This is a genomic window from Streptomyces sp. MP131-18 (assembly GCF_001984575.1).
GTDB classification, from domain to species: Bacteria; Actinomycetota; Actinomycetes; order Streptomycetales; family Streptomycetaceae; genus Streptomyces; species Streptomyces johnsoniae.
On the sequence record NZ_LZNS01000001.1, the window covers coordinates 3,315,701 to 3,338,688 of the forward strand.

Sequence of the window (22,988 nt, forward strand, 5' to 3'; positions counted from 1 at the left end):
TTGGATGAGTGGCTGAGGGCGGCTGGGGTGCCGTCCCGGGAAGTGGTGGAGCGGTTGCGTGACCTGCTGCCTGGGGATGCCCGGGACCCTCTTGAGGAGTGAGGGCACCGGGCATCCGCGCCGGGTGATCAGGTGGGCGGGGCCGGTTCCGGGTTCGTGTCCGGCGTCGTGGTGTAGGAGATCCGGTGCAGGACACCGGACTTGCCTTCCCGGCGCCGGATGCGGACTTCCCCCAGAGCGGCGGGGGAGAAGATCAGGCGGGCTGCTTCGCGGCGGGCGGTCAGCTCGATACGGGCCCACCGCTCGGCGATGTCCTGCCCCGGGGCGACGAGAGACCGGATGGTGGAGGGCATCGCGGCGGCCTGCTGCCGGGCCTCCAACGCGGCGATGTCCGCGGTGATGCCGTCCAGCGTCTTCGCGATCATCAGCGCTTCGGCTGCTGTCTTCGTCTGGGTGCTTTCACACACGGCCTTTTCCGCGCGTAATTCGGCAAGTTGTGCGCGCACGCGGGCGTCCCGCGCGTCGTCCGTGGGCGGCGCGGCGAAATCCCGGTAGATGGCATCTGAGGCGAGATACCGCAGGAGCGCCCCGGGGTTGTGCACGTCGCCGATGAGCACGGCATCAACGGCGGCCTTGCTGATCTGGACGCATTGCCGCCGCAGGCATACATAGACTGCGTCGGGCATGTCCGGCCGCTTCACCCGCAACGGGCCCGCGCACACGTCGCACCGGATAACCGAAGTGAGTACGTGAACCGCGCGGCCGTGACGGTAGGTGCGTCGGGCGGGGTCCGCAAGAATCTTCTGGACCTTCCAGAAGACCTCGGGAGATACGAGCGGTTCCCATATGGCCCCGGTGATCTGTGGATTTTTCACCCCGCGTCGCCGTACCGGTTCCCCGTCTATCTCGTTGGGGATGTGCACTCTTAACCCGGCGTATGCGTAGGTTTTCGCCATTCCAAGTAGGCGCTGGTGCGTGAACGGGCGTCCCCTGTGTGTGAGGTATCCGCGTTTCGCGAGATACCGTTCAATGCGCTTGAACGAGATGCCCCTCACGAGAGCATGGAAGAGGATCTTGGGAACGCGGGCGGCGGGCCGGTCCTCGACCCAGTTGACAAGGTCGCCCGTGGCCTGGTCGTACACCGGACGGAAGCCGTAGGGAGCGGGACCGTACGGCCGCCCCACCCTGGCGAGCCTGCGGGCCGTCCGCTTGATCCGCTCGCTCGTCTCGAACGAGCTGTACTCGCCCTTGTTCGCCTCGTCATACAGCACGCTCCGGTCACGGCCGTTCCTCGGGTCGTACAGCCGCTCATGAGAGGTGACGAAAATCCGTACCCGCTTCTCGGCGCATACTTCGATCAACTGCACCCACTCCGTCATCTGACGGCTTCCTCGCGACGCCTCCCACAGGACGAGTATCTGCGCGCCGAACAGATCGCTTTTCAGGTCGTTCATCAGGCGCCCGAAATCCTCGCGTTGCTTCCGTGCGTAACGCGACGCCGACAGATCATTGTCCGTGTAAGGCTCCCCGGAAATCGTGATCCCGTGCTCGGCTGCGATCTCCTTGTTTTCGCCGTGCTGCTCGGTGACACTGCGCTTCTGGCCGGACCTGTCCTGGGACACCCTGAGGTATTCCCGCCCGGTAAGGGTGAGATGCTGACTGATCCGGGGCTGTGATGCCTCGATTGCTGCCGTCGTGTTCATGCCTCCATTTTCTCAATTCCCAAGAGAATAGGCCACTATTAAGGCGGCTTTCCCTCCCCACGCCGGACGGTCGCCGCGTCGATCTCTATCGAGACCAGTACGCCGAGCGGTTGGTGCAAGTAGCCGCTCATGAGTTCGTCAACCGTTTCAGGTGCTCGTCGATCCGCTTGCTCAGCTCGGCCAGTGCCGTATGGAGATCTTCCTCTCGACCGTCGCCCTCGTCGCCCTTGTCGCCACCGGACGCGGGCGGACGTTCTTCCGAGTCTGTCATCTCAAGGTCACCTGCCAACCGATCCGTTCATAGGGAAGCAGCACGCGCGAGCCGCGCGCCCGCTGCGGAACGCCTGTTTGCCACCGCCGACGTTCCTTCGCTGTCGTGCCACCAGTGAACGGCGCGACAGCCAGTGCCGGCAGTGTTCGCAAGGGGGTTCACGTAGTCGCCGGGTTCATCGGGCGTTCGCGGGGGTTCGCACGTGAAGTCGTGACAGGATGGCCACCCAGCGTCATCTCGCCGCCTGCGGAGGGACCGTGACCAAGAGGCCCAACCACCGGCTCGCCGCGCTCATGGCGGAAGCCGGAGTCTCGAACAAGGGACTCGCCCGGCGCGTCCAGGATGTCGCGGCACGGCACGGGGCAGCCGTGGGGACCACGCATGTCGCCGTGCAGCGCTGGCTCAACGGCAGTGGCATCCAGCCGCAGACGGCTGTCTTCCTCGCCGCAGCCCTCACCGAGAAGCTGCGGCGCAGGATCACCAACACCGATCTGGGGTTCACCGTTCCGTCACCCGGCCAGGCGCACCTCGCCGCGGGGAACGGCTACGCCGACACCCCGCCGGAAGCCCTCGGCATCATGGAAGGGCTGACACGGATCAGCCCAGACGCTCGAAACGGTGACCTGCTCGGCGATTCGGAAGTCAACTCCGCCGTGCTGTCCTGGCTCGTCTCCCGGCCGGACGGCTTGCCACCGGCTGCCGCAGACGCACGCCGAGTGAGTATGCGCGACGTCGCAGCCATCCGGGCGGCGGCCGGAATGTTCATGCAACTCGACTTCGAGTTCGGCGGCGGCCACGGCCACCGTGCGCTGCGGCACTACTTCCGCGAAGACGTCCTGCCGCTGCTGCGGGCCGGATACAGCGACAAGGTCGGCCGCGCCCTGTTCGGCGCCGCCGCCGAGATCGCCCAACTCCTGGCCTGGACCGCCTACGACACCGGCAACCATGCACTCGCCGACCGCTACCTGATGGGCACACTGCGGCTCACCCAAGTCGTGGACGACCGCATGATGGGCGCCCGCATCCTGGCGAACATGAGCCATCAGGCCAACTACCTCGGACAGGCTCCGCGCGCCGTGCGCCTGGCCCGCGCCTCGGTCGAAGGCGGCAAGGACCGCGCGACACCGCGGGCCATGGCCTTGTACTCCGCCCACGAGGCCCGCGCCCTGTCCACCGCCGGAGACATCAAAGGTGCCTGCCTGGCAATGAGCGAGGCTGAACGTCACTTCGAGCGCGCCGACAGTGGTGACGATCCCGACTGGCTCGCCTACATGGATGAGGCCGAGTTGACCGGCGAGTTCTGTCACTGCTTCCGAGACCTGAAGCGGGGCGAAGAAGCCGTGCGATTCGCCGAACGCGCCGTCACGCTCACCGATCCGAAGTACGCGCGGACCCTCGGCTTCTGCCGCCTGGTGCTGGCACAGAGCCACCTCCTCAACGGCGACCTCGAAGGGTCTGTTGCCACCGCCGCACTGGCCGTGGAGGCCGGTGACGCCCTCCAGTCCACCCGATTCCAGCGCTACGTCACCGACTACCAGCGCGAGGTCTCCTCACACGCCAGCCATCCGGCCGTCCGCGACCTCAACGAACGCGTCCGCATCGCGCTGGCCGAGATGGACGACGAGTAACCGGCCTAACCCGGCTGCCAGTCCCGCGGCGCGGCATCGTCCCGCAGGGAGGCGATCCGCCGCGCGTACTCCTCGGCCACGGCCCGGCTCTCCCCGACGTTCTGCATCAGCCACGTCGTCATGCGGAACTCCTGGATACCGCGCAGCACGCCGAACCCCTCCCAGTCCACCAGGTCCCGGCCGTACGCGGCGACGAAGTCGGCGTACTGCTCACGCGACTGCCACCCAAGGCTGTGGTGCTCGGTGGCCGTGACCATCAGATCCCACTCCGGATGGTCGAAGCTGAAGTTTTCGAAGTCGATCAGCAGGACACGCCCGGAGCGGTCCACCATCAGGTTCTGAACATGCGCATCACCATGCACCGGCCCCCTGACCGACTCGAATGACAGCCCGGCCAGCCGCTCCCGCAGCTCCCACCCACGCTTGCGCAGAAACGACCGGTCATCCTCGGGTATCCCTACCGCCCGGTCCACCCGCAGCTCCGTCCGACCGAACGCATCATGCGCCGGCAGTTCGAGAACGTCTGGCGGCGTCAACGAGTGCAGGTCCCGCAACACCCCACCCAACTCCCCGTAGGTCGCCTTCCGTTCCCCCTCCCTGATCAGCTGCCAGAGGGTCACCGGGTGCCCCTCCACCACAAGCGGCTGCTTCACATCCTCGACCACCCTTGCCGCGGGAAACCCCTCCCCCGCCAACCACCGAGATACCGCCACCTCGTTCCGCACCGACGCCAGGTACTCCACCGACCGCGCCACCCGCACGATTACCGGACGCGAGGCAAGCCGAAACAGCGCGTTCTCCCCAAACCGGATCAACTCCGCGCCGTCCCCACGCATCCCAGCCATACGGCATGCCGCCGACATCACCCGCCATGCCGCCTCGGACGAGAACTCCTCGTACCCCCACGCCCCGGCAGACGACATGCTTAAACCAACTCCCTCGGACGATCCGCAGCCACAGGCCACCAGGTCAGGCGGCGGCGCCGGTGGTGACCAGGCCGACCGTACCCACTGGACCGAACCCCCAGCATGCGGTGGGACCGACGGATGCCATCATCACCATGAACGCTTCAAAACCCTGTCATACTCTTCATGAAAAGCCCTCTCAGCTTCCGGGTCAATAGCTATAGGGAAATTCAAGGTAATCTCTATCCGCAGCTCAGGGTCATGCAGATCCATGGTCGAGAATCGGTCAAATTGCTCAACGGCGGAGTCCACGAAATTTCGAAAGTCAAGGGCTGGCCTGTCGGCATACGAAGCAGCCAACTGAAAAAGCCGGGCCAGTTTCGCCGGAACTTTACAAGACCGCATATCAATGGCCCAGTCCATGAAGCCGTCATAAACCCCTAGAAGCCGCTTAGCGTTGTGCTCGATCAGTACGGCATCCCCCGGCTCTCCCGAAGGGCCGAACATTTTTTCCTGCATCTCCGGCGCGAGCCAATACATGATGCTTTCCCCGATCTGCCCGAGCCAGCCGAACGCGTCGGGGATGTAGGCAACAGCCTCCTCAACGCTCGGCAGGTAGTGACCGCGCCCTTGGGAGCCAACGCCTTGGTCTAGTCGCTTTGTCTCTAGGGATTGAACGCCAAGGCAGAGGTGTCCCGCCCAGGACAGGTACTCCCACATCGGAGGGCGGTCACCAAGGATGTCGGAAAGCTCCTCGGATGTTTGAGGAACCCTAGGCGCCCCGGACCGCTCAGGGCCAGGCTGAGCCTCTCGTTGAGGGCTCCCGCCATCGCCCCCCTCGGCGTAATAGATATTCAGCGTCACAGGGCCATTGAACTGGCCCGCTTGCAGCACAGGGCCGGTCGCTGATCCCGAGAAGTCATTTCTCACAGACGAAGGGTTCAACGCCCGTTCTCTGCCAGCGTCCCGCTCAGTCACCATTCGCCAACAGCTCCCTTCGGGAACCACTCGTCGCCCGGAAAGAGCAGATTACTCCACGACGCGCCGAGAGACAGACCGATAGACAAGATCGCGAGGCACGTGACTGCCCCTCCCACGGCTTCGGTGAACACGGAACTCCACGCCCGGAACGTGACACCTGCGTCCGATGCGGTGCGGTCGCCACGGCGGCCGTCCTCCGGCGGAGGGCCGGAACTGTACACAGTCGGACACCAGATGAACGGCCGCCCACGCTCCCGTCCATATGCCGCTGCCCCGACCGGGGTTCCGGGCGGGGCAGCGGGCCGGGGGTGGAGTGCTATACCGCGGTCTTCGCTTCCGCCTCTCGGCGGTCGTCCGTTTCGGCCTCGTTGATCTCGAAGCTTGTCGCGCTGTTGTAGGTGTCGTGGTCCAGGATGCGTTCGCGGGCCGCCACGATCACCGGGACGGCCGCCTGGCCGGCCACGTTCGTCGCGGTCCTCATCATGTCCAGGACCGGGTCGATCGCCAGCAGCAGGCCGACGCCCTCCAGGGGCAGGCCGAGGGTGGAGAGGGTCAGGGTGGTCATCACGGTCGCGCCCGTCAGGCCCGCGGTGGCGGCCGAGCCGATCACGGAGACGAAGACGATCAGGATGTAGTCCTGGATGCCCAGGCTGACGTCGAAGATCTCCGCCACGAAGATCGCGGCGAGCGACGGGTAGATGGCGGCGCAGCCGTCCATCTTGGTCGTCGCGCCGAACGGGACGGCGAACGAGGCGTAGTCGCGCTGGACGCCGAGGCGTTCGGTGACCTTCTGGGTGACCGGCAGGGTGCCGACGGACGAGCGGGAGACGAACGCCAGCTGGATGGCGGGCCAGGCCGCGCGGAAGAAGCGCAGCGGGTCGACGCCCGCGACGAAGCGCAGCAGCAGCGGGTAGACCCCGAACAGCACGAGCGCGCAGCCGATGTACACGTCGGCGGTGAAGGTCGCGTAGTCGCCGAGCAGGTCCCAGCCGTACTCGTTGATCGCGCGGCCGATCAGGCCGAGGGTGCCGAGCGGCGCGAGGCGGATGATCCACCACAGGACCTTCTGGAGCAGGGCCAGCACGGTCTCGCCGAACGAGATCAGCGGCGCGGCCCGCTCGCCCAGGCGGAGCGCGGCGATGCCGGTGACCGCGGCGAGGAAGACGATCTGGAGCACTTCCAGGTCGGCGAAGGGCGTGACCACGTTGGTGGGGATCATTCCGGTGAGGAAGTCCAGCCAGGAGCCCTCGGATTCGGGCAGCTCGCCGTCGGCGGGCGTGAGGCCGGTGCCGTCGCCCGGGTTGGTCAGCAGTCCGAGCGTGAGGCCGATGGCGACCGCGATCAGGGACGTGATCAGGAACCACAGCAGCGTGCGGCCGGCCAGGCGGGCGGCGTTCGAGACGTTGCGGAGGTTGGTGATGGAGACGGCGATCGCGAAGAAGACCAGCGGGCCGACGGCCAGCTGGAGGAGCTGGACGAACGTACCGCCGATCTCGTCGAGGGTTCTGCCGAGCCAGTCGACGTTCCAGTTGCGGGCTATCCAGCCGAACAGCACGCCGAACACGAGGCCGAGGAGGATCTGCGCCCAGAACGGCGGCAGGGCACGGCGGCGCGGCGCGGGCGTTCGCGCGTCCTGGGTGGGGGACGGGGAGGACACAGGCACACTCCGGTCAGGGGTGATATGGGACACAGTTGATCAAAAGGTGCGGATAACACACAGGGGAAGGCGCTGAACAGTCGGGAGGGGAGAAGTCAGCGACAGGCCGCGGTCAGACAGCGGCAGAGATCGATGTGCAGACGCGCGACGAGCGACACGCTCGTGAGGCGGAGGCGCGCGACTGGTGTGTTCATGCCGAGCACGGTAGCACCCCCGGAAACGCACGTCATGGGCCGAAAACGGATTACCGTGGCAGCACAACGCCCCCACGGGAAACACGATTCCCTGCGGGGGCGGCCCGCGGCGAACGTGAGGCGAATCACGTCCGGCCGGTGCGGGGAGGGGTCAGGCGGCGTCGTCCTCCATGCTCTGGTTGGCGTTCAGCCGGCCCTTGGCGCGCTCGACGCGCGGCACGATCTGCCGGGACATCGCCTCGCGCTGCCCGCGCAGCAGAACGAGGCTGATCGGCGCGGACACCACGATGGCCAGCACCGCCAGCCACAGCGGATTGGCCGTGCCGAAGGACTCGGGGATGACGCCGATGTAGGCCAGGACCGCGAGGACGACGAAACATACGGCGAAGACGCCGAGCCGCAGTCCTGTGTAGCGCAGGGTCGCGGCGGTGGGGCTTGTGCTCACAGCGAATCCTTCCTTCACACGCCATCCCAGTGAAGCACGGCGCCTTCGCGCCGCGCCCCGCGGGCCTCAGCCCAGCGGCAGCCACATCGTGACGTCGTCGCGCAGCTCCCCGTCGCCGAGCTTGATCGCCGCGGGCACCCGCCCGACCTCGCGGTAGCCGCAGGCGGCGTAGAACCGTTCGAGACCGAGACCGCCGCGGCAGGTCAGGCGTATGCCCGTGATACCGGGGTCGATCGCGGCCGCCGCGGACGCGGCCGCCGCCATCAGCTCACGCCCCGCGCCGCCGCCCTGCCGGTCCGGGTGCACCATCACCGTCTGGAGCCACACCCAGTGCCGCATCAGGCGGTGCGTGTTGAGCACGAAGAACGCGGTGGCCGCCGGCCGGCCGCGCTCCGCCGTGCCGACCAGCAGCCGGGTCGTGCCCTCGGCCATGCCGATGAGGTGCTTGCGCAGCTGGGGCCTGGTGTCCTCGGGCGTCACCGGCGGGACGAAGCCGACCGCGCCGCCCGCGTTGACCACGTCGGCCCACAGCTCGGCGATCCCTTCCCGCAGCTCCGTGGTGACCGGCGGGTCGAGCACGTAGCCCAGCCGCACCGAGCCGCGCGGCTCCGCGGTGTGCACGTCGTTCATCGCGCCGCCTCACACCCGCATCGGCTGCGGCGAATCGCGCCGGCCGGGGTCGGGGCCCTCGTACTCGCGCACGATCTCGTACCGCGTGTTCCGCTCGATGGGGCGGAACCCGGCGTCGCGGATCAGGTCGAGCAGGTCTTCCCTGGTCAGCTTGTCCGGGGTGCCGAAGGCGTCCGCGTCGTGCGTGATCTTGTACTCGACGACCGAGCCGTCCATGTCGTCCGCGCCGTGCTGGAGCGCGAGCTGAGCCGTCTGCACGCCGTGCATCACCCAGAACACCTTCACGTGCGGCACGTTGTCGAACAGCAGCCGGGACACCGCGAACGTGCGCAGCGCCTCGGCGCCGGTCGCCATCGTGGTGCGCGCCTGGAGGCGGTTGCGGATCTTGCCGTCCTTCATGTCCACGAAGTCGTGCTGGTACCGCAGCGGGATGAACACCTGGAACCCGCCGGTCTCGTCCTGGAGCTCCCGCAGCCGCAGCACGTGGTCGACCCGGTGGCGCGGCTCCTCGATGTGCCCGTACAGCATGGTGCACGGCGTCTTCAGGCCCTTGGAGTGCGCCAGCCGGTGAATGCGCGACCAGTCCTCCCAGTGCGTCCTGTGGTCGACGATGTGCTGCCTGACCTCCCAGTCGAAGATCTCGGCGCCGCCGCCGGTCAGCGATTCGAGCCCGGCATCGATCAGCTCGTCCAGGATTTCGGTGGCCGGCAGCCCCGAGATGGACTCGAAGTGGTGAATCTCCGTCGCCGTGAACGCCTTCAGCGACACCGACGCGGGCAGCGCTTCCTTCAGCGCGCGCAGCGACCGCGGGTAGTACCGCCACGGCAGCGTCGGGTGCAGCCCGTTGACGATGTGCAGCTCGGTGAGCTGGTCGCCCTCCATCGCCTTGGCCAGCCGCACGGCCTCCTCGATGCGCATGGTGTACGCGTCCTTCTCGCCCGGCTTGCGCTGGAACGAGCAGTAGGCGCACGACGCGGTGCACACGTTCGTCATGTTGAGGTGGCGGTTGACGTTGAAGTAGACGACGTCGCCGTTCTTCCGGGTCCTGACCTCGTGGGCGAGGCCGCCGAGCCACGCCAGGTCGTCGGACTCGTAGAGCGCGATGCCGTCCTCGCGGGTCAGCCGCTCCCCGGCACGGACCTTCTCCTCCAGCTCCCGCTTGAGCCCCGCGTCCATCGGTGGCGCCTCCTCGTTCGTGTCGTGCCGAGCGTCCCGCCCGCTCCGCTCGCGCTTCGAGACTACGCCTGCGTGCCGTCGGGCAGGTCGCCGACCCGGTTCTCCCACTTGGTCGACAGCACGATGGTGCTGCGGGTCCTGGACACGCCCTTGGTGCCCGACAGGCGGCGGATCGTGCGCTCCAGGCCGTTCACGTCGCTCGCCCGCACCTTCAGCATGTACGAGTCGTCACCGGCGATGAACCAGCAGTCCTCGATCTCCGGCAGCTCGCGCAGCCGCGTCGCGACGTCCTCGTGATCCACCGCGTCCGACAGCTGCACGCCGATCAGCGCCGTCACCCCGAGCCCGAGGGAACGCGCGTCGACCGTCGCCCGGTAGCCGGTGATCACCCCGGCCGCCTCCAGGCGGTTGATGCGGTCGGTGACGCTGGGACCCGAGAGGCCGACGAGACGGCCCAACTCGGCGTACGACGCCCGGCCGTTCTCGCGCAGCGCCTGAATCAGCTGCCTGTCCACCGCGTCCATGGTCGCAGCGCCTTCCTCGTCCCCGTGGTCAAGTGCACAAAAGAATCTAAGGCATACGCGCCCGGTGACCTAAGACTGCTGGGCCGAACGGCCGCCACCGCCCAGCTCCCCGCGCCACCTGCGGTACAGCGCATGCTCCACACCGGCCGCGTCGAGCACCCGCCCGGCGACGAAATCCACCAGATCCTGGAGGTGCGTGGCCCCCGCGTAGAACGCCGGCGTGGCCGGCAGGACCACCGCCCCCGCGTCGTCGAGCGCCACCAGGTGCCGCAGCGTCTGCCCGTTCAGCGGCGTCTCGCGCACCGCGACCACCAGCGGGCGCCGCTCCTTCAGCGTCACCGCCGCCGCCCGCTGGAGCAGATCCTTCGACAGGCCGAGCGCCACCCCGGCCACCGCCGCCGTGGACGCGGGCACGATCAGCATGCCCTTCGCCGGGTAGGAGCCGGAGGAGGGCCCGGCCGCCAGATCGCCCGACGCCCAGTACCGCACGCCCGAGACGTCCGCCTCGAACGTGCCCGGCTTGCCGTCCGCGCCGAGCGCCAGCCAGCCGCGCAGGTCGGCGGCCCAGTGCCCGTCCCGGAACGCAAGACCCGTCTCGTCCAGCAGCGTCAGCCGCGCGGCCCGGCTCACCACCAGGTCCACCGCCTCGCCCGCGGCGAGCAGCGCCCGCAGCACGGCCGCGGCGTACGGCGTCCCCGAGGCCCCCGACACCCCCACGATCCACGGCCTGCGCATGTCCCGAGGCTAACAAGCCGCTTACCGGACGGTGACACCTCGGCCACAGACGGCGCCCCGCGCGAATCCGGCACCGCGCGCACGTGGACACTGGACGGCAGAGCCACCGCGGGACGCCGCGTGTCTCCCCGTCACCCCACGGACAGGAGTGAAGACATCAGTACCCGCCCCATCCTCACGCGGCTGAGCGCCCTCGGCGGCGCCGTGCTCCTCGCGACCGCGACCGGGGCCTGCCAGGTGTTGCAGAACGCCGAGGCCGGCCTGGAGGTCTCGGACGCCGTCGACGAGCTGCTGTCCTGGGAGGGCCTGACCTTCGTGGCCACGGTCGACGCCACCCCCGAAGAGGTTCACGACTACCTGGTCCGTTCCGGCGCCGAGGAGCCCACCATGGCGCAGGCGCGGCTGCTCGCCGATCTGGAGCTGACCGTGGCGGTCGGCGACCCGGAGCAGGAGACGCGCCTCACCGACCTGTCCGAGGGCGACCCGCTCGACGGCGGGATGACGGTCAACTTCGGCGGCCGGGACGTCGCCGGCGTCAAGCAGCTCGAAGGGCGCACCTACGTCCGCGTCGGCGCGCAGGCCGTCATCGAGGACGTGTACGGCTCCGGCGAGGCCGCCGTCGCCCGTGCCGAACGCTTCGAACGGGACGCGGCCGACCTGCCCGACGAGCTGAGCGGCGCCGCCTCCGCGCTCCGCGGCGACTGGGTCGAGATCGAGCCGTTCGAGCACGACGCCTACGCCGACGCGCTCACCGAGCACGCGGACGTCCCCGCCGACGCCGCGCACAACACCGCCGACGCCCTCGTCGACGCCGGGCAGCTGCTGCGGCCGGAGTCGCTCTGGGACGCCGTCGGCCGGTTCGAGAGCACGCTGCGCTCCGGCGCGTCCGTCCGGCCCGCGGGCGAGGAACGCGGCGCCGAGCTGGTCGGCGTCCGGCTGCCCGCGGGCGACGCCCACCACGCCGTCGAGCCGCTGCTCGGCCTGCTCGCCGAGCAGGGCGAACGCTTCGGCCTGCCGCCGCTGGTCGCCGAGCCCGCCGACCCGGACGCCACCGTGTCCGCCGAGCTGGCGATCCGCAACGGCGTGCTGACGAACGCGACGTTCGACCTCGGCCAGTTCGCGGGTCCCGGCGGCGGCTCGCTGCCCCTCGACCTGTTCCTGGCCGGCGGCTCCGCGCTCAACCTGAACCCGCCGGAGGGCGCCGCTGGACCGCTGACCGCGGAGGAGCTGTCCGTCGCGCTCCTGTTCCTGGCCGACCTCCAGGAGCGCCGCGAGCAGGACGAGGACCGCGCCGACGTTCCGGGCCCGATGCAGCCCTGACCGCGGCGGGGGGCCGCCGCCGGGCCCGGCGGCATACTTCCCCCATGGACATCGTCAACCCCGCCCTCAACGACTACCTCCTCGCCCACGCAAGCCCCGCCGCCGACGACGTGCTGCGCGAGCTGGCCGCCGAGACCCGGCAGTCCCTCCCGCGGCACCTGAGCATGCAGATCACCCAGGACGAGGGCGCGTTCCTCGCCCTCCTGGTCCGCCTCACCGGCGCCAGGCTCGCCGTCGAGGTCGGCACGTTCACCGGCTACTCGGCCCTGTGCATCGCCCGCGCCCTGCCCGCCGACGGCCGCCTCATCGCCTGCGACGTCAGCGACGAGTGGACCCAGGTGGCGCGCAGGTACTGGACGCGCGCCGGGGTCGCCGACCGCATCGACCTGCGCATCGCCCCCGCCGCCGACACCCTGCGCGCGCTGCCGCGGGAGGAGACCGTCGACTTCGCCTTCATAGACGCCGACAAGGTCGGCTACCCCGTCTACTACGAGGAACTGGTCACCCGGCTGCGCCCCGGCGGCGTGATCGTGCTGGACAACGTGCTGCGCGAGGGTCGCGTCGTCGACCCCGCCGCCCAGGAGCCGGCCGACAAGGCGATCCGCGAGATCAACGACACCGTCACCGCCGATCCGCGCGTGGACTCCGTCCTGCTGCCGCTCCGGGACGGCGTCACCGTCGCCCGCAAGCGCTGAGCCGCCGCCCCGGGCCGGCCGCAGCCCGGGAGCCGCAGCGGAGGGCCGCCGGGCGGGCCGTCCGGAATCACGCCATACGGGCATAAGCTGGAACACATGCCCGAACTGCCAGAAGTCGAGGCACTGCGCGAATTCCTCACCGGCCACCTCGTCGGCCACGAGGTGGCCCGCGCGCTGCCGGTCGCGTTCCACGTCCTGAAGACCTACGACCCGCCGCTGTCCGCCGTCGAGGGCCACCCGGTCACCGCCGTCGGCAGGCACGGCAAGTTCCTCGACCTGGCCATCGGCGATCTCCACCTCGTCGTCCACCTCGCCCGCGCCGGGTGGCTGCGCTGGCACGACAGCCTCCCCGCCGCGCCGCCGCGCCCGGGCAAGGGCCCCCTCGCGCTGCGCGTGGCCCTCGCAGGGCCGCAGGGCGCCGGCTTCGACCTCACCGAGGCGGGCACCCAGAAACGGCTCGCCGTGTACTGCGTACGCGACCCCGCCGCCGAAGTGCCCGGCATCGCCCGCCTCGGCCCCGACCCGCTCGACCCCGCGCTCGACGAGGCCGCGTTCGCCGCGCTGCTGGGCGGCGAGAGCCGGCAGATCAAGGGCGTGCTGCGGGACCAGAGCGTGCTCGCCGGAATCGGCAACGCCTACTCCGACGAGATCCTGCACGCCGCCCGCATGTCCCCGTTCAAACAGGCCGCGCGCCTCACCGGCGAGGAGACCGCCGCCCTGCACGCCGCGATGACCGCCACCCTGCGAGCCGCCGTCGAACGGTCCCGCGGCCTGGCCGCCAGGCAGCTGAAGACGGAGAAGAAGACCGGCCTGCGCGTCCACGGCCGCACCGGCGAGCCGTGCCCCGTGTGCGGCGACACCATCCGCGAAGTGTCCTACCGGGACTCCGCGCTCCAGTACTGCCCGACCTGCCAGACCGGCGGCAAGCCGCTCGCCGACCGCCGCATGTCCCGGCTGCTGAAGTAGCCCGCCCCCGCGCGCCTCACGTCGCGTCCGCCTCCACGGCCACCCCGTGCGCCTCCACGATCTCCGCCAGACCCCCCGCGTATGCCTCGCTGACCGCGGAGAACCACCAGCCGTCGTCCTCCCGCACCAGCTCGCCGAACGTCACCCCCACCGCCCCGGCCGGGCCCGCGGGGAACCCGAAACACAAAAGCTCCTCACCGCTGCCGGGATCGATCAGCCGCACGTGCAGCAGACTCACCTCCGACAGATCCTGGCCGCGCACCTCCGCGTCGTGGACCGACAGCACGAACACGATGCGCTCCGCCGCCGCGCCCAGCGACGGCAGTTCCACCCGGAACCGTGCCTCCGGACCGTCGTCCGTCAGCCGCACCCCCACGCCGGCCGGCTCCGGATTGTTGTAGAACACGAAGTGCTCGTCCGTCGGCACCCGCCCGTCCGCCCCCACCACCAGAGCGCTCGCGTCCGCCTCCGTGCCTTCGGGGGCCCGCCAGTCCAGGCCCACCTCGAACGCCGACGCCCCCGGCAGCACGTCCGTCAGCCGCATCCGCTGCCCCGTCGCCACCGGCAGCGCCCCGCCGCCCGGCCGCGGGCAGCTCGCCAGCAGCACCACCCGCGGGTCGAGCCGCGACTCCACCCGCGTCGGCTGGTACGTCAGCGCCGCCACGGCAGGCGCCGCCGCCACGCCCGCCACGCCCGCCACGGGGGCCGCGAGCAGCCGCAGCCGGTCGGCGACCTCGGCGGCGCTGCCCGGCCGGTCCCCCGGCCGCTTCGCCAGCATCGCCAGGATCAGTTCGTCCCACCCCGGCGGCAGCCCGGGCCGCAGCACGCTCGGCACCTCGGGCGCGCTCTCCATCTGCTGCCGCAGCAGCTGGTACAGCGAGCCGCCGTGGAACGGCGGCCGGCCGGTGGCCAGCGCGTACAGCACGCACCCGGCCGAGTACAGGTCGCTGGCCAGGCCGACGGCCGTGCCCTCGATCTGCTCGGGCGACATGTAGGCGGGCGTGCCCACCACCACGCCGGTCGACGTCAGCCGCGCATGGTCGGTGGACTCCGCGAGCACCGCGGCGATCCCGAAGTCCAGCACCCGCGCCAGCCCGTCCGGGCCGACCATCACGTTCGCGGGCTTGAGGTCCCGGTGCACCACGCCCGAGCCGTGCGCGACGGCCAGCGCCCGGCAGACGTGCTCCCCCCAGCGCGCCACCTCGGCCAGCGGCGGCAGCGCCCGGTCCTCCGCGAGCATCTGGTCAAGCGAACGCCCGTGCAGCCGCTCCATCACCAGGTACAGCACCGAGTCCGACTCCCCGTCGAACCGGGCCTCCCCCACGTCGTGCACGGTGACGATGAACGGACTCGACAGGCCCGCCAGCAGCTTCGCCTCGCGCTCGAACCGCTCCCTGGCCCGCGGGTCGCGCCCGACGGTGATGGTGCTCACCAGCTTGACGGCAACCTGCCGTTCGAGGCGCAGATCCAGCGCCTCCCACACGGTGCCGCTGCCGCCCGCCCCCAACTGCCGCCCCAACCGGTACCGGCCGTCGAGAATCCGGTCCTGCATCACTCGCACCCCCTGCGCACTCACCGCGGTACCGATACTTTAAGCGGCGCGGAAAGACAGGGAAGGGCGCGGGCGGGCACGCCACCGTCCCGGGGGCACTGGCCGCGGCCGGCGGACTCGACGTGCGGCGGCTCGTTCGGCAGGGACGAGGCCGGGGTCCGGCCGAGGGCCTGGCCGAGACCCTGGCCGGGCAGCTGCGCGGCTGACGCGGAACGGCGGCGCGCAGCGCGTTGAGGGACCGTTGTCAGTGGGGCTGGCTAGGGTGACCGGACACCAGGACAGACCCGATCGTGACCGGCCAGGGGAGCCCTCGATGAGCAGCGAAACCGCCACGCAGGACCGCGCGCGGACCGACGAGCTTGAGCAGTACCGGAAGGAGCTGACCGGCTACTGCTACCGGATGCTCGGCTCCGCATTCGAGGCCGAGGACGCGGTGCAGGAGACGATGGTGCGCGCCTGGCGCAGCCTGGACCGTTTCGAGGGCCGCTCCTCGATCCGCTCCTGGCTGTACCGCATCGCGACCAACGTGTGTCTGACCATGCTGAGCGGCAGCGGCAAGCGGGCAAGACCGATGGACCTGACGGCCTCCTCCAGGACCTCCGAGGCGGTGCTCGGCCCGCCGCTCGCCGAGTCCGCGTGGGTCGAGCCCATGCCCGACAGCCGCACCATGCCGCAGGACCCGGCGGAGCGGGCCGAGGCCCGCGAGTCCGTACGGCTCGCGTTCGTCGCCGCGCTCCAGCACCTGGCGCCCAAGCAGCGCGCGGTGCTGATCCTGCGGGAGGTGCTGAGCTGGCGGGCCAGCGAGGTCGCCGAGCTGCTCGGTACCACCGTCGCCTCGGTGAACAGTGCGCTCCAGCGCGCCCGCGCCACCCTGGCCGCCACCGGCGTCACCGAGTCCGATCCCACCGCGCCCCTGTCCGACGAGCACAAGACGCTGCTGTCCCGCTACCTGGCGGCGTTCGAGAGTTACGACATGGAGGCGCTGACCTCGCTGCTCGCCGAGGACGCCACCCTGTCCATGCCGCCCTACGTGCTGTGGATGCGCGGCGCCTCCGACATCAGGGACTGGATGCTCGGCGAGGGCAAGGATTGCCGCGGCTCGCGCCTCATAGCCACCTGGGCCAACGGCAGCCCCGCCTTCGGCCAGTACCGCCCGGCGCCCGGCGGCGGCCACGAGCCCTGGGCGCTCCAGATCATCGAGTTCTCAGACGGCCGGATCACCGGGATCAACTCCTTCCTCGACACGGCGCGCCTCTTCCCCCTCTTCGGCCTGCCCGACCGCCTCCCCGAGTCCCAGCCAGCGGAGGAGGGCCTGTAGCCCGCCGCCCACGTTCACCAGCCGCACCCGGCAGCCGAGGCGCGATGCGGTGAGCCGCACCCGCGCGACGACTTCGAGCGCGACGGGATCGGCCCCGCGGACGGCCCCGACGTCCACGATCACCTCCCGGGCCCCGCTGTCGCGCACGAATGCCGCCAGCCGCTCGCAGACCCCCGGCACATCAGCACGCACGACGGGCCCCCACACGACGAACACCTCAGTACGCACCGGCGTCTCCTTCCCCACTCGGAAAGAAGACCGCCCCACCCGGGGGAACTCATCGGACCGGCCCTGCACTTAGAGGAATCGCAGTGCGGTGCGTCCACGCCACGGTGCGGTGCGCTCGACGACCCGGTGATGCTTGCCGAGGCGTTTCGGGTTCTCGATGCCGCGTCGGCGTGCAGCGTGACCGGCCGGGGTCCTGATCGCCGGGGCGGCACCCAGGAAGGGCTCGAACAGCTCGGAGCCGTGGGTCCAGCTGGGCTGGGGCCAACAAGTGCGCCCCCCTTGGTCCGCACCGCCACCGCGTCGATGCAACCGGGGACGGTCTGGTGGAGCCGGTCCCACACACCAACGTTCTCTGCCAGTGGCGCAGGCGCCCCCAGCACCTGGCGCCGCACCCCGAGCCCATCTCGGACCGCAAGTCCCGCCAGCGCCGGGCGGTCTGATGCCCGCGCACACTCACCGGACCCCCTGGCCACCGGCGGTGGCGGTGGCGGTGGCGGTGGCGGGATCAAGGGCTCCAGCAAAGAGCGCAGTTCGTCAGTGACCAGTCGCTGCGGCAGGGAAGACACCCGCTTCGACATGACCCTCCGGTGACAAGCCACCTCGGGAGCCAGACGCAGTCCGGAACCCACTTCTGGTCGGTCGCGGTCGCTCTCCAGCAGCCGTTCCGAACCATGGCGTCGAATGCGGCCATGGGCGGGCGCCGGGCCGCGGGCCAGGAACTGCCGTCCGCGGTACCTGCTCCTGCGCCCGGAGGTACTCCCGTCCCTCCGGGCGAACCTCACGCAGGCCGCGCTCGGACATGAGCGTTGTGTCAATGACGTGCTAGCCGCGGCTCCGTGACTCCTCGGCGGCCTCCGGAGCTCCAGCCCTTCCCCCGACGGCTTTTTCGGCAGGCGGACAGGCGTCGCGCAGACGTTGCATGGTCGCCGTCACCACGGCACGGACGTCCGTCTCGCGCAATGGGGCGGAGAACAGCGCCGAACTGAACGAGAAGCCCTCGATCAGGGCGAACAGCAGGAGCGCCTCGCGGTGCAGCGCCTCCTCGTCGATCACGCGGTCGGCCAGCGCATCGCGCAGCAACGAGCGGACCACCTCCGCGCCCGCCAGGGACGTCGCAGCGATGTCGGCCGCGAGCTCCGGGTCCGTGCGCGCCATGACCCGGTATTCGACGAGAGCGATGTTCTCCCGGCGCTCCTGCTCGCTGGTCGGCGCGGCGAATGCGATCACATCCGCGATCCGTGCCACCGGGTCGTCGGACATCGTCGCGTCGCGTTGCGCGGCGCGCTGCATGAGGACGCCCAACGTGAAGCGCATGACCTCGCGGATGGTGTCGCCGAAGTAGTGCCGGATGCTTCCGATGGCCAGGCCGGTGCGTGCGGAGATCCGGGCGAGGGTCACCGAGCGGATTCCATGCGCGGCGATCTCGTCGATCACGGCGTCGGCGACCTGCTCCCGGCGGACATCCGGGTCGGCTCTCTTGGGCATGACATCATCCTACTCATTGTTTGGCATGCGTGTGCTACTTTATCTAGCATGAGCGTGCTAGACAGGCTTCGTGGCGGTGCTCCGTCCCGTTACGGCCCCGGACGGGGCGAGACATGAACGACCGGCACGCCCCCTGGACCGGTGCGGCGCGGAACGATTTTCACGGTTTCGACGGGCTCGAAAGCCTCGACGGCGATGCGGAAGCGTGGTCGACGCCTGCTCCGGAGCCGGGCTCGCCGTTGCCACCGTTCCGCCCCTCCCTCTCGTTGCAGCGCACACGATTCGCGATCGACCTTCCCGATGCGTCGACGGCGACGGTCGATGTCGATCACCTGTCGGGCCGGGCCTCGCTCTACCGGAACGACCGGCACGTGCAGACCTCCGACATGCCGGTCCGGTTCCCACTCGGATCGGACTGCATCGAGGTCGCCGCGAGCAGGTACGGCATGCAGCGGATTCACCTGATCAGCGCGGACGACAGCCGGCGACGTCTCGATCCCGCGCCAGGGACGCCCGAGCACTGGCGCGCCCAACTCTCCCGCCGGCACCCCGGGGTCGGGCGCGCCCTCGCTGCCTGCGCCGTCATCGTGCTGACGATCAATCTGATCCTCCTCGCCCCGCAGTTGCTCGACCCGGTTACCCACCTGCCGCTCTGGGCCGATCGCTTCACCCCGTTCGTCTCGCCCATCGACCTGCCGGCATGGGCGAACACGGCTCTCACCATCACCGCCGGCCTCGCGGGCACCGAACGAGCACTTACCTTCCGCCATCACCGGCTCCTGGACGCGGAGACCGACGGTATCGAGAGCTGACACCCCCCGCACCGGCCGGTCACGTTGCTGCCCTGCCGGGCAACTCAGCGCCCCTGACCCAAGAACGACCCGTCAACCGCCGCCGCACCCTCGTACCCGTCCGCGGCTCGGCATAGGAGAAACGCATGCGATCACATCCTCGGCTCCCCAAACGATCCCGCCCCCTGGAAACCGGGCTCGCCGCGGCCGCCACGGCTGTACTCCTCCCGCTCGCCGGATGCGCGCCCGCTTCTCCTGCACCGGATTCCGGCGCGGATGCGGACCTCGGCGCCTACCTCGGACAAGAGCTCGACTGGGTCGGGTGCGAGGACACCGCGACGAGTGCGGCGGACGCCGAGCTGTTCGCGAACCCGGCGCTCGAGTGCGCCTCGGTCGAGGTTCCGCTCGACTACGACGAGCCGGAGGGCGAGCGGGCACACATCGCGCTCATGCGCCTCCCCGCCACGGGCGAGGCCGAGGGCTCACTGCTGGTCAACCCGGGCGGACCCGGAGGAACCGGCACCAACTTCGTCGCGTCCTTCCTGCCGCTGTTGCAGGCGAGGCCCGTCGCCGAGCGATTCGACATCGTCGGCTTCGACCCGCGCGGGGTCGGGGCGTCGACCCCCGCTCTCGACTGCTACACCGACGAGGAGTACGACGCGGGCGACGTGCCGCGGTTCGGCGCGGTGTACGACATCACGAGCGCCGAGGAGGCGGTCGAGCTCGCGGAGCGCTGCACGGACGGCTCCGGCGGCATCGCGAACCTCGCGAACGCCGGGTCCACGAACGTCGTGCGCGATATGGACGTCATACGGCAGGTGCTCGGTGACGACCAGCTGACCTATCTCGGCTACAGCTACGGCTCCGAGCTCGGCGCCATGTACGCCGCGACCTACCCCGAGAAGGTCCGCGCGATCGTGCTCGACGGGGCCGTCTCGCCCGACCTGACTGCGAGCGGGTTCCGCCTCTCCTCGTTCGCCGGCCTCCAGGCACGGTTCGACGACCTCGCCGCACTCTGCGCGGAATCGCCCGACTGCGTTCTCGGCCCCGACCCCGCGGCCGCGAACGATCGCCTGCACGAGATCGTCCAGCCGCTGGTCGAGACACCAGCGGCGACCGCCGACGGCCGGGACGTGAGCGTCTGGGACGTGTACCTCGGCATCAGCGGTGGACTGTACTCCGAAGCGAAATGGCCCGAAATCATCTCCGCCCTGACCGCGCTCGAAGCAGGGAACACCGAGGAGATACTCGCCCTGCGCGACCTCTTCTACGCCCGCACGGCGGACGGCGCCTACGGCCAGGACTTCGACACGAACATCGCTGTGCGCTGCATGGACTCGCCCCGTCTGTCGCCGGAGGAACAGACTGCGCTCGCACGCGAGATCGGGGAGGTCGCGCCAATGTTCGACCTCGACGTGTTCACGGCGGGGAACTACCACAGCGAATGCGAGGCGTGGCCCGCGCCGCCGACACGCGACGAGCCCTGGCTCGCCGATGTCGAAGACCTTCCGGAGACGCTCGTCGTGTCGGTCACCGGCGATCCGGCCACGCCGCACGAGGGCGGCATCGCGATGGCGCAAGCTCTCGACGGAAGCCTGCTCACCGTCGACGGCAAGCAGCACGGCGCCTACCTCCTCGGCGGCAGCAAGTGCGTCGATGACGTGGTCGACGCGTATCTCCTCGACCTCGAATCCCCGCCCACCGACGCCCGTTGCAGCCTGTGACACGCTTGACTCCCGCGTAGCTGCCCCGACCCGGTACCGGTGACTCGCGGTATGAACTGTGGTCTTTGCTGGAGCCCTTGATCCCGCCACCGCCACGGCCACCGCCGGTGGCCAGGGGGCACGGCGGGCGTGCTTGGGCATCAGACCGCCCGGCGCCAGGTGTTGGGGGCGCCTGCGCCACTGGCAGAGAACGTTGGTGTGTGGGACCGGCTCCACCAGACCGTCCCCGGTTGCATCGACGCGGTGGCGGTGCGGGCCAAGGGGGGGCGCACCTGCCGCAGCCCAGCTGGACCGGACCGCGGGAAGACCGGGTCGGAGTACCGCTTCCTGGCCGACTCCGCGGGCATCCCGTTGGAGGTGGTCCTCTCGGCCGGCAGCTCCCACGGCTCCGAGCTGTTCGAGCCCTTCCTGGGTGCCGCCCCGGCGATCAGGACCCCGGCCGGTCACGCTGCACGCCGACGCGGCATCGAGAACCCGAAACGCCTCGGCAAGCATCACCGGGTCGTCGAGCGCACCGCACCGTGGCGTGGACGCACCGCACTGCGATTCCTCATCCGAGCACACCAACAGTCATGAAACCACCACTTAACGCGGTAGCTAACGCGGCAGCGGCTTGATCCACCGCTGCCACTCCTCCTGCGGCCGGTACCCACCGGCCCGCCAGGCCCGGTGCGCGAGCGCGTTCCCGGTCAGCACCATGGCATCGGCCCGCCGCCCGCCGAGTTGCACGAACCGCCGTTCGGCCGCGGCCAGCAGCGCCGCCGCCACGCCCTGCCGCCGCCACGCCGGCAGCACCGCCAGCCGGTAGAGGTGGCACCGCCACCCGTCGAACCCGGCGATGACCGTGCCCACCAACTCGCCCTGGCGCTCCGCCAGGAGCAGCGCCTGCGGATCTCGGGCGATCAACCGCCCCACCCCGTCGAGGTCGTCGGTGACGCTCACCCCCTCCGCTGCCTCCCGCCAGAACGCGAGCACCGCCCCCGCGTCCCCGGCCGTCGCCGCCCGCACCACCACGTTCACATCTGCGTCATCCATTCCGGCATCCCAGCACACACCCCCGCCCCACCAGCACCACACCCGCCCGACGGGCGCGGCGGGGCCGCGGAGATCAACTGGGCCGCGGACGAGCGGAACGTCAGTGGAGGGCGCTAACGTCGTGTGAGGAGGTAATAGACTCGCTGCGGTTGAGGGGGCGCGAACATGAGTTACGGCGACGACTACGAGGACACGAGCGCCCGCCGCATCCCCGCGCGGACCCGCACCCGGCTCCCCGAGCAGGAGGAATCCGCCTCCCGCCGCCCGCCGAGCTCCCCGCGCCGCAATGTGGCCACGATCCTCGGCGTGGTGGTCGTCCTCCTCGCGGCCATCGCCTTCGCCAACCGGTCGACGGACGGGGACGGCGGCTCCGGCGGCAGCACCGGCGATTCCGCCCCCGACGGCGGTGCCCAGGCCACGGCCCCCACCGGCGAACAGCCAGTGGACGACGCCTTCAACGGCATCCCGACCGGCCACGCCCAGACCGAGCAGGGCGCCCAGAGCGCAGCCGCCAACTACGCGGTGGCCCTCGGCGGCGTGGAAATGTTCAACGCGCAGCAGCGGCAGACCATCGTGGACACGGTGTACGCGCCCGACGCCGCGGGTGATCGCGTCGACGAGTACAACGCTGCCTACTCCGACCCCGACTTCCTCTCCCGCATCGGCCTCACGGAGGCCGGTGCCGCACCCGACGGCCTGACCTTCGTCTCGCGCACCATCCCTGTCGGGACCTCGATCACCGGGTTCAGCGGCGACACCGCCAGCGTCTCGGTCTGGTACTCGTCGCTGTTCGGACTGGCCGGTGCCGATTCGAGAAACCCGGTGACCGAAAGCTGGTACACGAACACGTACGACCTCGTCTGGGTCGAAGACGACTGGCGGATCACCGACTTCACCCAGGAAGACGGCCCCGTACCGGTCGGACGTGACCAACGCGCGTCAACGGCAGAGGAGATGGCCGATGCGATCGAGCAGTTCGGAGGGTTTACGTATGCGCGCTGACCCCCGATCCCGCCTGCCCTGGC

22 protein-coding genes are annotated in these 22,988 nt (G+C 70.2%); 8 read left to right on the forward strand and 14 right to left on the reverse strand.

Annotated features, from left to right (window positions below; translation table 11 throughout):
• Positions 1 to 128 precede the first annotated feature (128 nt).
• Together STBA_RS14755 and STBA_RS37800 are read right to left on the reverse strand one after the other, a co-directional pair.
• Entirely contained in the window at positions 129 to 1,703 is a 1,575-nt protein-coding gene (locus tag STBA_RS14755) for a recombinase family protein (protein WP_077059688.1), read from the reverse strand.
• A gap of 127 nt (positions 1,704 to 1,830) precedes the next feature.
• Entirely contained in the window at positions 1,831 to 1,974 is a 144-nt protein-coding gene (locus STBA_RS37800; protein ID WP_171987715.1) for a hypothetical protein, read from the reverse strand.
• A gap of 257 nt (positions 1,975 to 2,231) precedes the next feature.
• On the opposite strand from STBA_RS37800, the gene STBA_RS14760 reads away from it, so the two are divergent.
• Positions 2,232 to 3,602: a sporulation protein gene (locus STBA_RS14760; protein WP_077059689.1), complete on the forward strand. Its 1,371-nt coding sequence runs from the start codon at positions 2,232 to 2,234 to the stop codon at positions 3,600 to 3,602.
• A 5-nt stretch (positions 3,603 to 3,607) separates the two neighbouring features.
• Here STBA_RS14760 and STBA_RS14765 read toward each other — a convergent pair whose 3' ends face one another.
• The 8 genes from STBA_RS14765 to STBA_RS14800 all read right to left on the reverse strand — a co-directional run bounded on the left by STBA_RS14765 (position 3,608) and on the right by STBA_RS14800 (position 10,849).
• Positions 3,608 to 4,525, reverse strand: a complete 918-nt coding sequence (locus STBA_RS14765; protein WP_077059690.1) for an aminoglycoside phosphotransferase family protein — start codon at positions 4,523 to 4,525, stop codon at positions 3,608 to 3,610.
• Between the two features lie 132 nt (positions 4,526 to 4,657).
• Complete coding sequence (locus STBA_RS14770) at positions 4,658 to 5,371, reverse strand: hypothetical protein (RefSeq protein ID WP_143659483.1); 714 nt, start codon at positions 5,369 to 5,371, stop codon at positions 4,658 to 4,660.
• A 433-nt stretch (positions 5,372 to 5,804) separates the two neighbouring features.
• On the reverse strand, positions 5,805 to 7,145 hold the full coding sequence (locus STBA_RS14775; protein WP_077059692.1) for a dicarboxylate/amino acid:cation symporter: 1,341 nt from the start codon (positions 7,143 to 7,145) through the stop codon (positions 5,805 to 5,807).
• Between the two features lie 345 nt (positions 7,146 to 7,490).
• Positions 7,491 to 7,784 carry a DUF4229 domain-containing protein gene (locus STBA_RS14780; protein WP_077059693.1) on the reverse strand — a complete coding sequence of 98 codons (294 nt, stop codon included), beginning with the start codon at positions 7,782 to 7,784 and terminating at the stop codon, positions 7,491 to 7,493.
• A gap of 66 nt (positions 7,785 to 7,850) precedes the next feature.
• Positions 7,851 to 8,414, reverse strand: a complete 564-nt coding sequence (locus tag STBA_RS14785) for a GNAT family N-acetyltransferase (protein WP_107485053.1) — start codon at positions 8,412 to 8,414, stop codon at positions 7,851 to 7,853.
• A 9-nt stretch (positions 8,415 to 8,423) separates the two neighbouring features.
• Positions 8,424 to 9,590 (reverse strand): aminofutalosine synthase MqnE, encoded by a 1,167-nt coding sequence (gene mqnE, locus STBA_RS14790; protein WP_077059694.1) that lies wholly within the window; start codon positions 9,588 to 9,590, stop codon positions 8,424 to 8,426.
• 62 nt (positions 9,591 to 9,652) lie between these two features.
• Entirely contained in the window at positions 9,653 to 10,114 is a 462-nt protein-coding gene (locus STBA_RS14795; RefSeq protein WP_077059695.1) for an Lrp/AsnC family transcriptional regulator, read from the reverse strand.
• Positions 10,115 to 10,183: 69 nt separating this feature from the next.
• Complete coding sequence (locus tag STBA_RS14800; protein ID WP_077059696.1) at positions 10,184 to 10,849, reverse strand: UbiX family flavin prenyltransferase; 666 nt, start codon at positions 10,847 to 10,849, stop codon at positions 10,184 to 10,186.
• A gap of 120 nt (positions 10,850 to 10,969) precedes the next feature.
• Between STBA_RS14800 and STBA_RS14805 the strand changes: the two genes are divergently transcribed.
• The 3 genes from STBA_RS14805 to STBA_RS14815 all read left to right on the forward strand — a co-directional run bounded on the left by STBA_RS14805 (position 10,970) and on the right by STBA_RS14815 (position 13,830).
• Complete coding sequence (locus STBA_RS14805; RefSeq protein ID WP_143659484.1) at positions 10,970 to 12,169, forward strand: hypothetical protein; 1,200 nt, start codon at positions 10,970 to 10,972, stop codon at positions 12,167 to 12,169.
• Positions 12,170 to 12,213: 44 nt separating this feature from the next.
• Positions 12,214 to 12,864 carry a class I SAM-dependent methyltransferase gene (locus STBA_RS14810; RefSeq protein ID WP_077059698.1) on the forward strand — a complete coding sequence of 217 codons (651 nt, stop codon included), beginning with the start codon at positions 12,214 to 12,216 and terminating at the stop codon, positions 12,862 to 12,864.
• A gap of 96 nt (positions 12,865 to 12,960) precedes the next feature.
• On the forward strand, positions 12,961 to 13,830 hold the full coding sequence (locus STBA_RS14815; RefSeq protein ID WP_077059699.1) for a DNA-formamidopyrimidine glycosylase family protein: 870 nt from the start codon (positions 12,961 to 12,963) through the stop codon (positions 13,828 to 13,830).
• A 16-nt stretch (positions 13,831 to 13,846) separates the two neighbouring features.
• Here the strand turns inward: STBA_RS14815 and STBA_RS14820 are convergent, their stop codons facing one another.
• Positions 13,847 to 15,382 carry a TerD family protein gene (locus STBA_RS14820; RefSeq protein WP_077059700.1) on the reverse strand — a complete coding sequence of 512 codons (1,536 nt, stop codon included), beginning with the start codon at positions 15,380 to 15,382 and terminating at the stop codon, positions 13,847 to 13,849.
• A gap of 313 nt (positions 15,383 to 15,695) precedes the next feature.
• Between STBA_RS14820 and STBA_RS14825 the strand changes: the two genes are divergently transcribed.
• A complete protein-coding gene (locus STBA_RS14825; RefSeq protein WP_077059701.1) occupies positions 15,696 to 16,700 on the forward strand; it encodes a sigma-70 family RNA polymerase sigma factor in 1,005 nt (334 codons plus the stop codon).
• On the opposite strand, the gene STBA_RS39490 is transcribed toward STBA_RS14825, so the two are convergent.
• Together STBA_RS39490 and STBA_RS14835 are read right to left on the reverse strand one after the other, a co-directional pair.
• Complete coding sequence (locus STBA_RS39490) at positions 16,587 to 16,997, reverse strand: STAS domain-containing protein (protein WP_079251928.1); 411 nt, start codon at positions 16,995 to 16,997, stop codon at positions 16,587 to 16,589. The two genes, STBA_RS14825 and STBA_RS39490, sit on opposite strands and share 114 nt — an antisense overlap.
• Before the next feature lie 753 nt (positions 16,998 to 17,750).
• Complete coding sequence (locus STBA_RS14835) at positions 17,751 to 18,362, reverse strand: TetR family transcriptional regulator C-terminal domain-containing protein (protein WP_216355928.1); 612 nt, start codon at positions 18,360 to 18,362, stop codon at positions 17,751 to 17,753.
• 164 nt (positions 18,363 to 18,526) lie between these two features.
• On the opposite strand from STBA_RS14835, the gene STBA_RS14840 reads away from it, so the two are divergent.
• Both STBA_RS14840 and STBA_RS14845 read left to right on the forward strand, forming a co-directional pair.
• Complete coding sequence (locus tag STBA_RS14840) at positions 18,527 to 19,225, forward strand: hypothetical protein (RefSeq protein ID WP_077059704.1); 699 nt, start codon at positions 18,527 to 18,529, stop codon at positions 19,223 to 19,225.
• Between the two features lie 125 nt (positions 19,226 to 19,350).
• Positions 19,351 to 20,928: an alpha/beta hydrolase gene (locus STBA_RS14845; protein WP_077059705.1), complete on the forward strand. Its 1,578-nt coding sequence runs from the start codon at positions 19,351 to 19,353 to the stop codon at positions 20,926 to 20,928.
• 597 nt (positions 20,929 to 21,525) lie between these two features.
• On the opposite strand, the gene STBA_RS14855 is transcribed toward STBA_RS14845, so the two are convergent.
• Complete coding sequence (locus STBA_RS14855; RefSeq protein ID WP_077059707.1) at positions 21,526 to 21,963, reverse strand: GNAT family N-acetyltransferase; 438 nt, start codon at positions 21,961 to 21,963, stop codon at positions 21,526 to 21,528.
• Positions 21,964 to 22,128: 165 nt separating this feature from the next.
• Between STBA_RS14855 and STBA_RS14860 the strand changes: the two genes are divergently transcribed.
• The gene (locus STBA_RS14860) at positions 22,129 to 22,965 is read left to right on the forward strand and encodes a hypothetical protein (protein WP_077059708.1); all 837 of its coding nucleotides are present in this window, start codon (positions 22,129 to 22,131) and stop codon (positions 22,963 to 22,965) included.
• The last annotated feature ends 23 nt before the right edge of the window (positions 22,966 to 22,988 follow it).

Bases quoted from the DNA above. Each gene is read 5' to 3' on its own strand.
- STBA_RS14755 (WP_077059688.1), bottom strand. From the start codon at position 1,703: ATGAACACGACGGCAGCAATCGAGGCATCACAGCCCCGGATCAGTCAG.
- STBA_RS37800 (WP_171987715.1), bottom strand. From the start codon at position 1,974: ATGACAGACTCGGAAGAACGTCCGCCCGCGTCCGGTGGCGACAAGGGC.
- STBA_RS14765 (WP_077059690.1), bottom strand. From the start codon at position 4,525: ATGTCGTCTGCCGGGGCGTGGGGGTACGAGGAGTTCTCGTCCGAGGCG.
- STBA_RS14785 (WP_107485053.1), bottom strand. From the start codon at position 8,414: ATGAACGACGTGCACACCGCGGAGCCGCGCGGCTCGGTGCGGCTGGGC.
- mqnE (WP_077059694.1), bottom strand. From the start codon at position 9,590: ATGGACGCGGGGCTCAAGCGGGAGCTGGAGGAGAAGGTCCGTGCCGGG.
- STBA_RS14795 (WP_077059695.1), bottom strand. From the start codon at position 10,114: ATGGACGCGGTGGACAGGCAGCTGATTCAGGCGCTGCGCGAGAACGGC.
- STBA_RS14800 (WP_077059696.1), bottom strand. From the start codon at position 10,849: ATGCGCAGGCCGTGGATCGTGGGGGTGTCGGGGGCCTCGGGGACGCCG.
- STBA_RS14810 (WP_077059698.1), top strand. From the start codon at position 12,214: ATGGACATCGTCAACCCCGCCCTCAACGACTACCTCCTCGCCCACGCA.
- STBA_RS14815 (WP_077059699.1), top strand. From the start codon at position 12,961: ATGCCCGAACTGCCAGAAGTCGAGGCACTGCGCGAATTCCTCACCGGC.
- STBA_RS14820 (WP_077059700.1), bottom strand. From the start codon at position 15,382: ATGCAGGACCGGATTCTCGACGGCCGGTACCGGTTGGGGCGGCAGTTG.
- STBA_RS14825 (WP_077059701.1), top strand. From the start codon at position 15,696: ATGAGCAGCGAAACCGCCACGCAGGACCGCGCGCGGACCGACGAGCTT.
- STBA_RS14840 (WP_077059704.1), top strand. From the start codon at position 18,527: ATGAACGACCGGCACGCCCCCTGGACCGGTGCGGCGCGGAACGATTTT.
- STBA_RS14845 (WP_077059705.1), top strand. From the start codon at position 19,351: ATGCGATCACATCCTCGGCTCCCCAAACGATCCCGCCCCCTGGAAACC.
- STBA_RS14855 (WP_077059707.1), bottom strand. From the start codon at position 21,963: ATGGATGACGCAGATGTGAACGTGGTGGTGCGGGCGGCGACGGCCGGG.
- STBA_RS14860 (WP_077059708.1), top strand. From the start codon at position 22,129: ATGAGTTACGGCGACGACTACGAGGACACGAGCGCCCGCCGCATCCCC.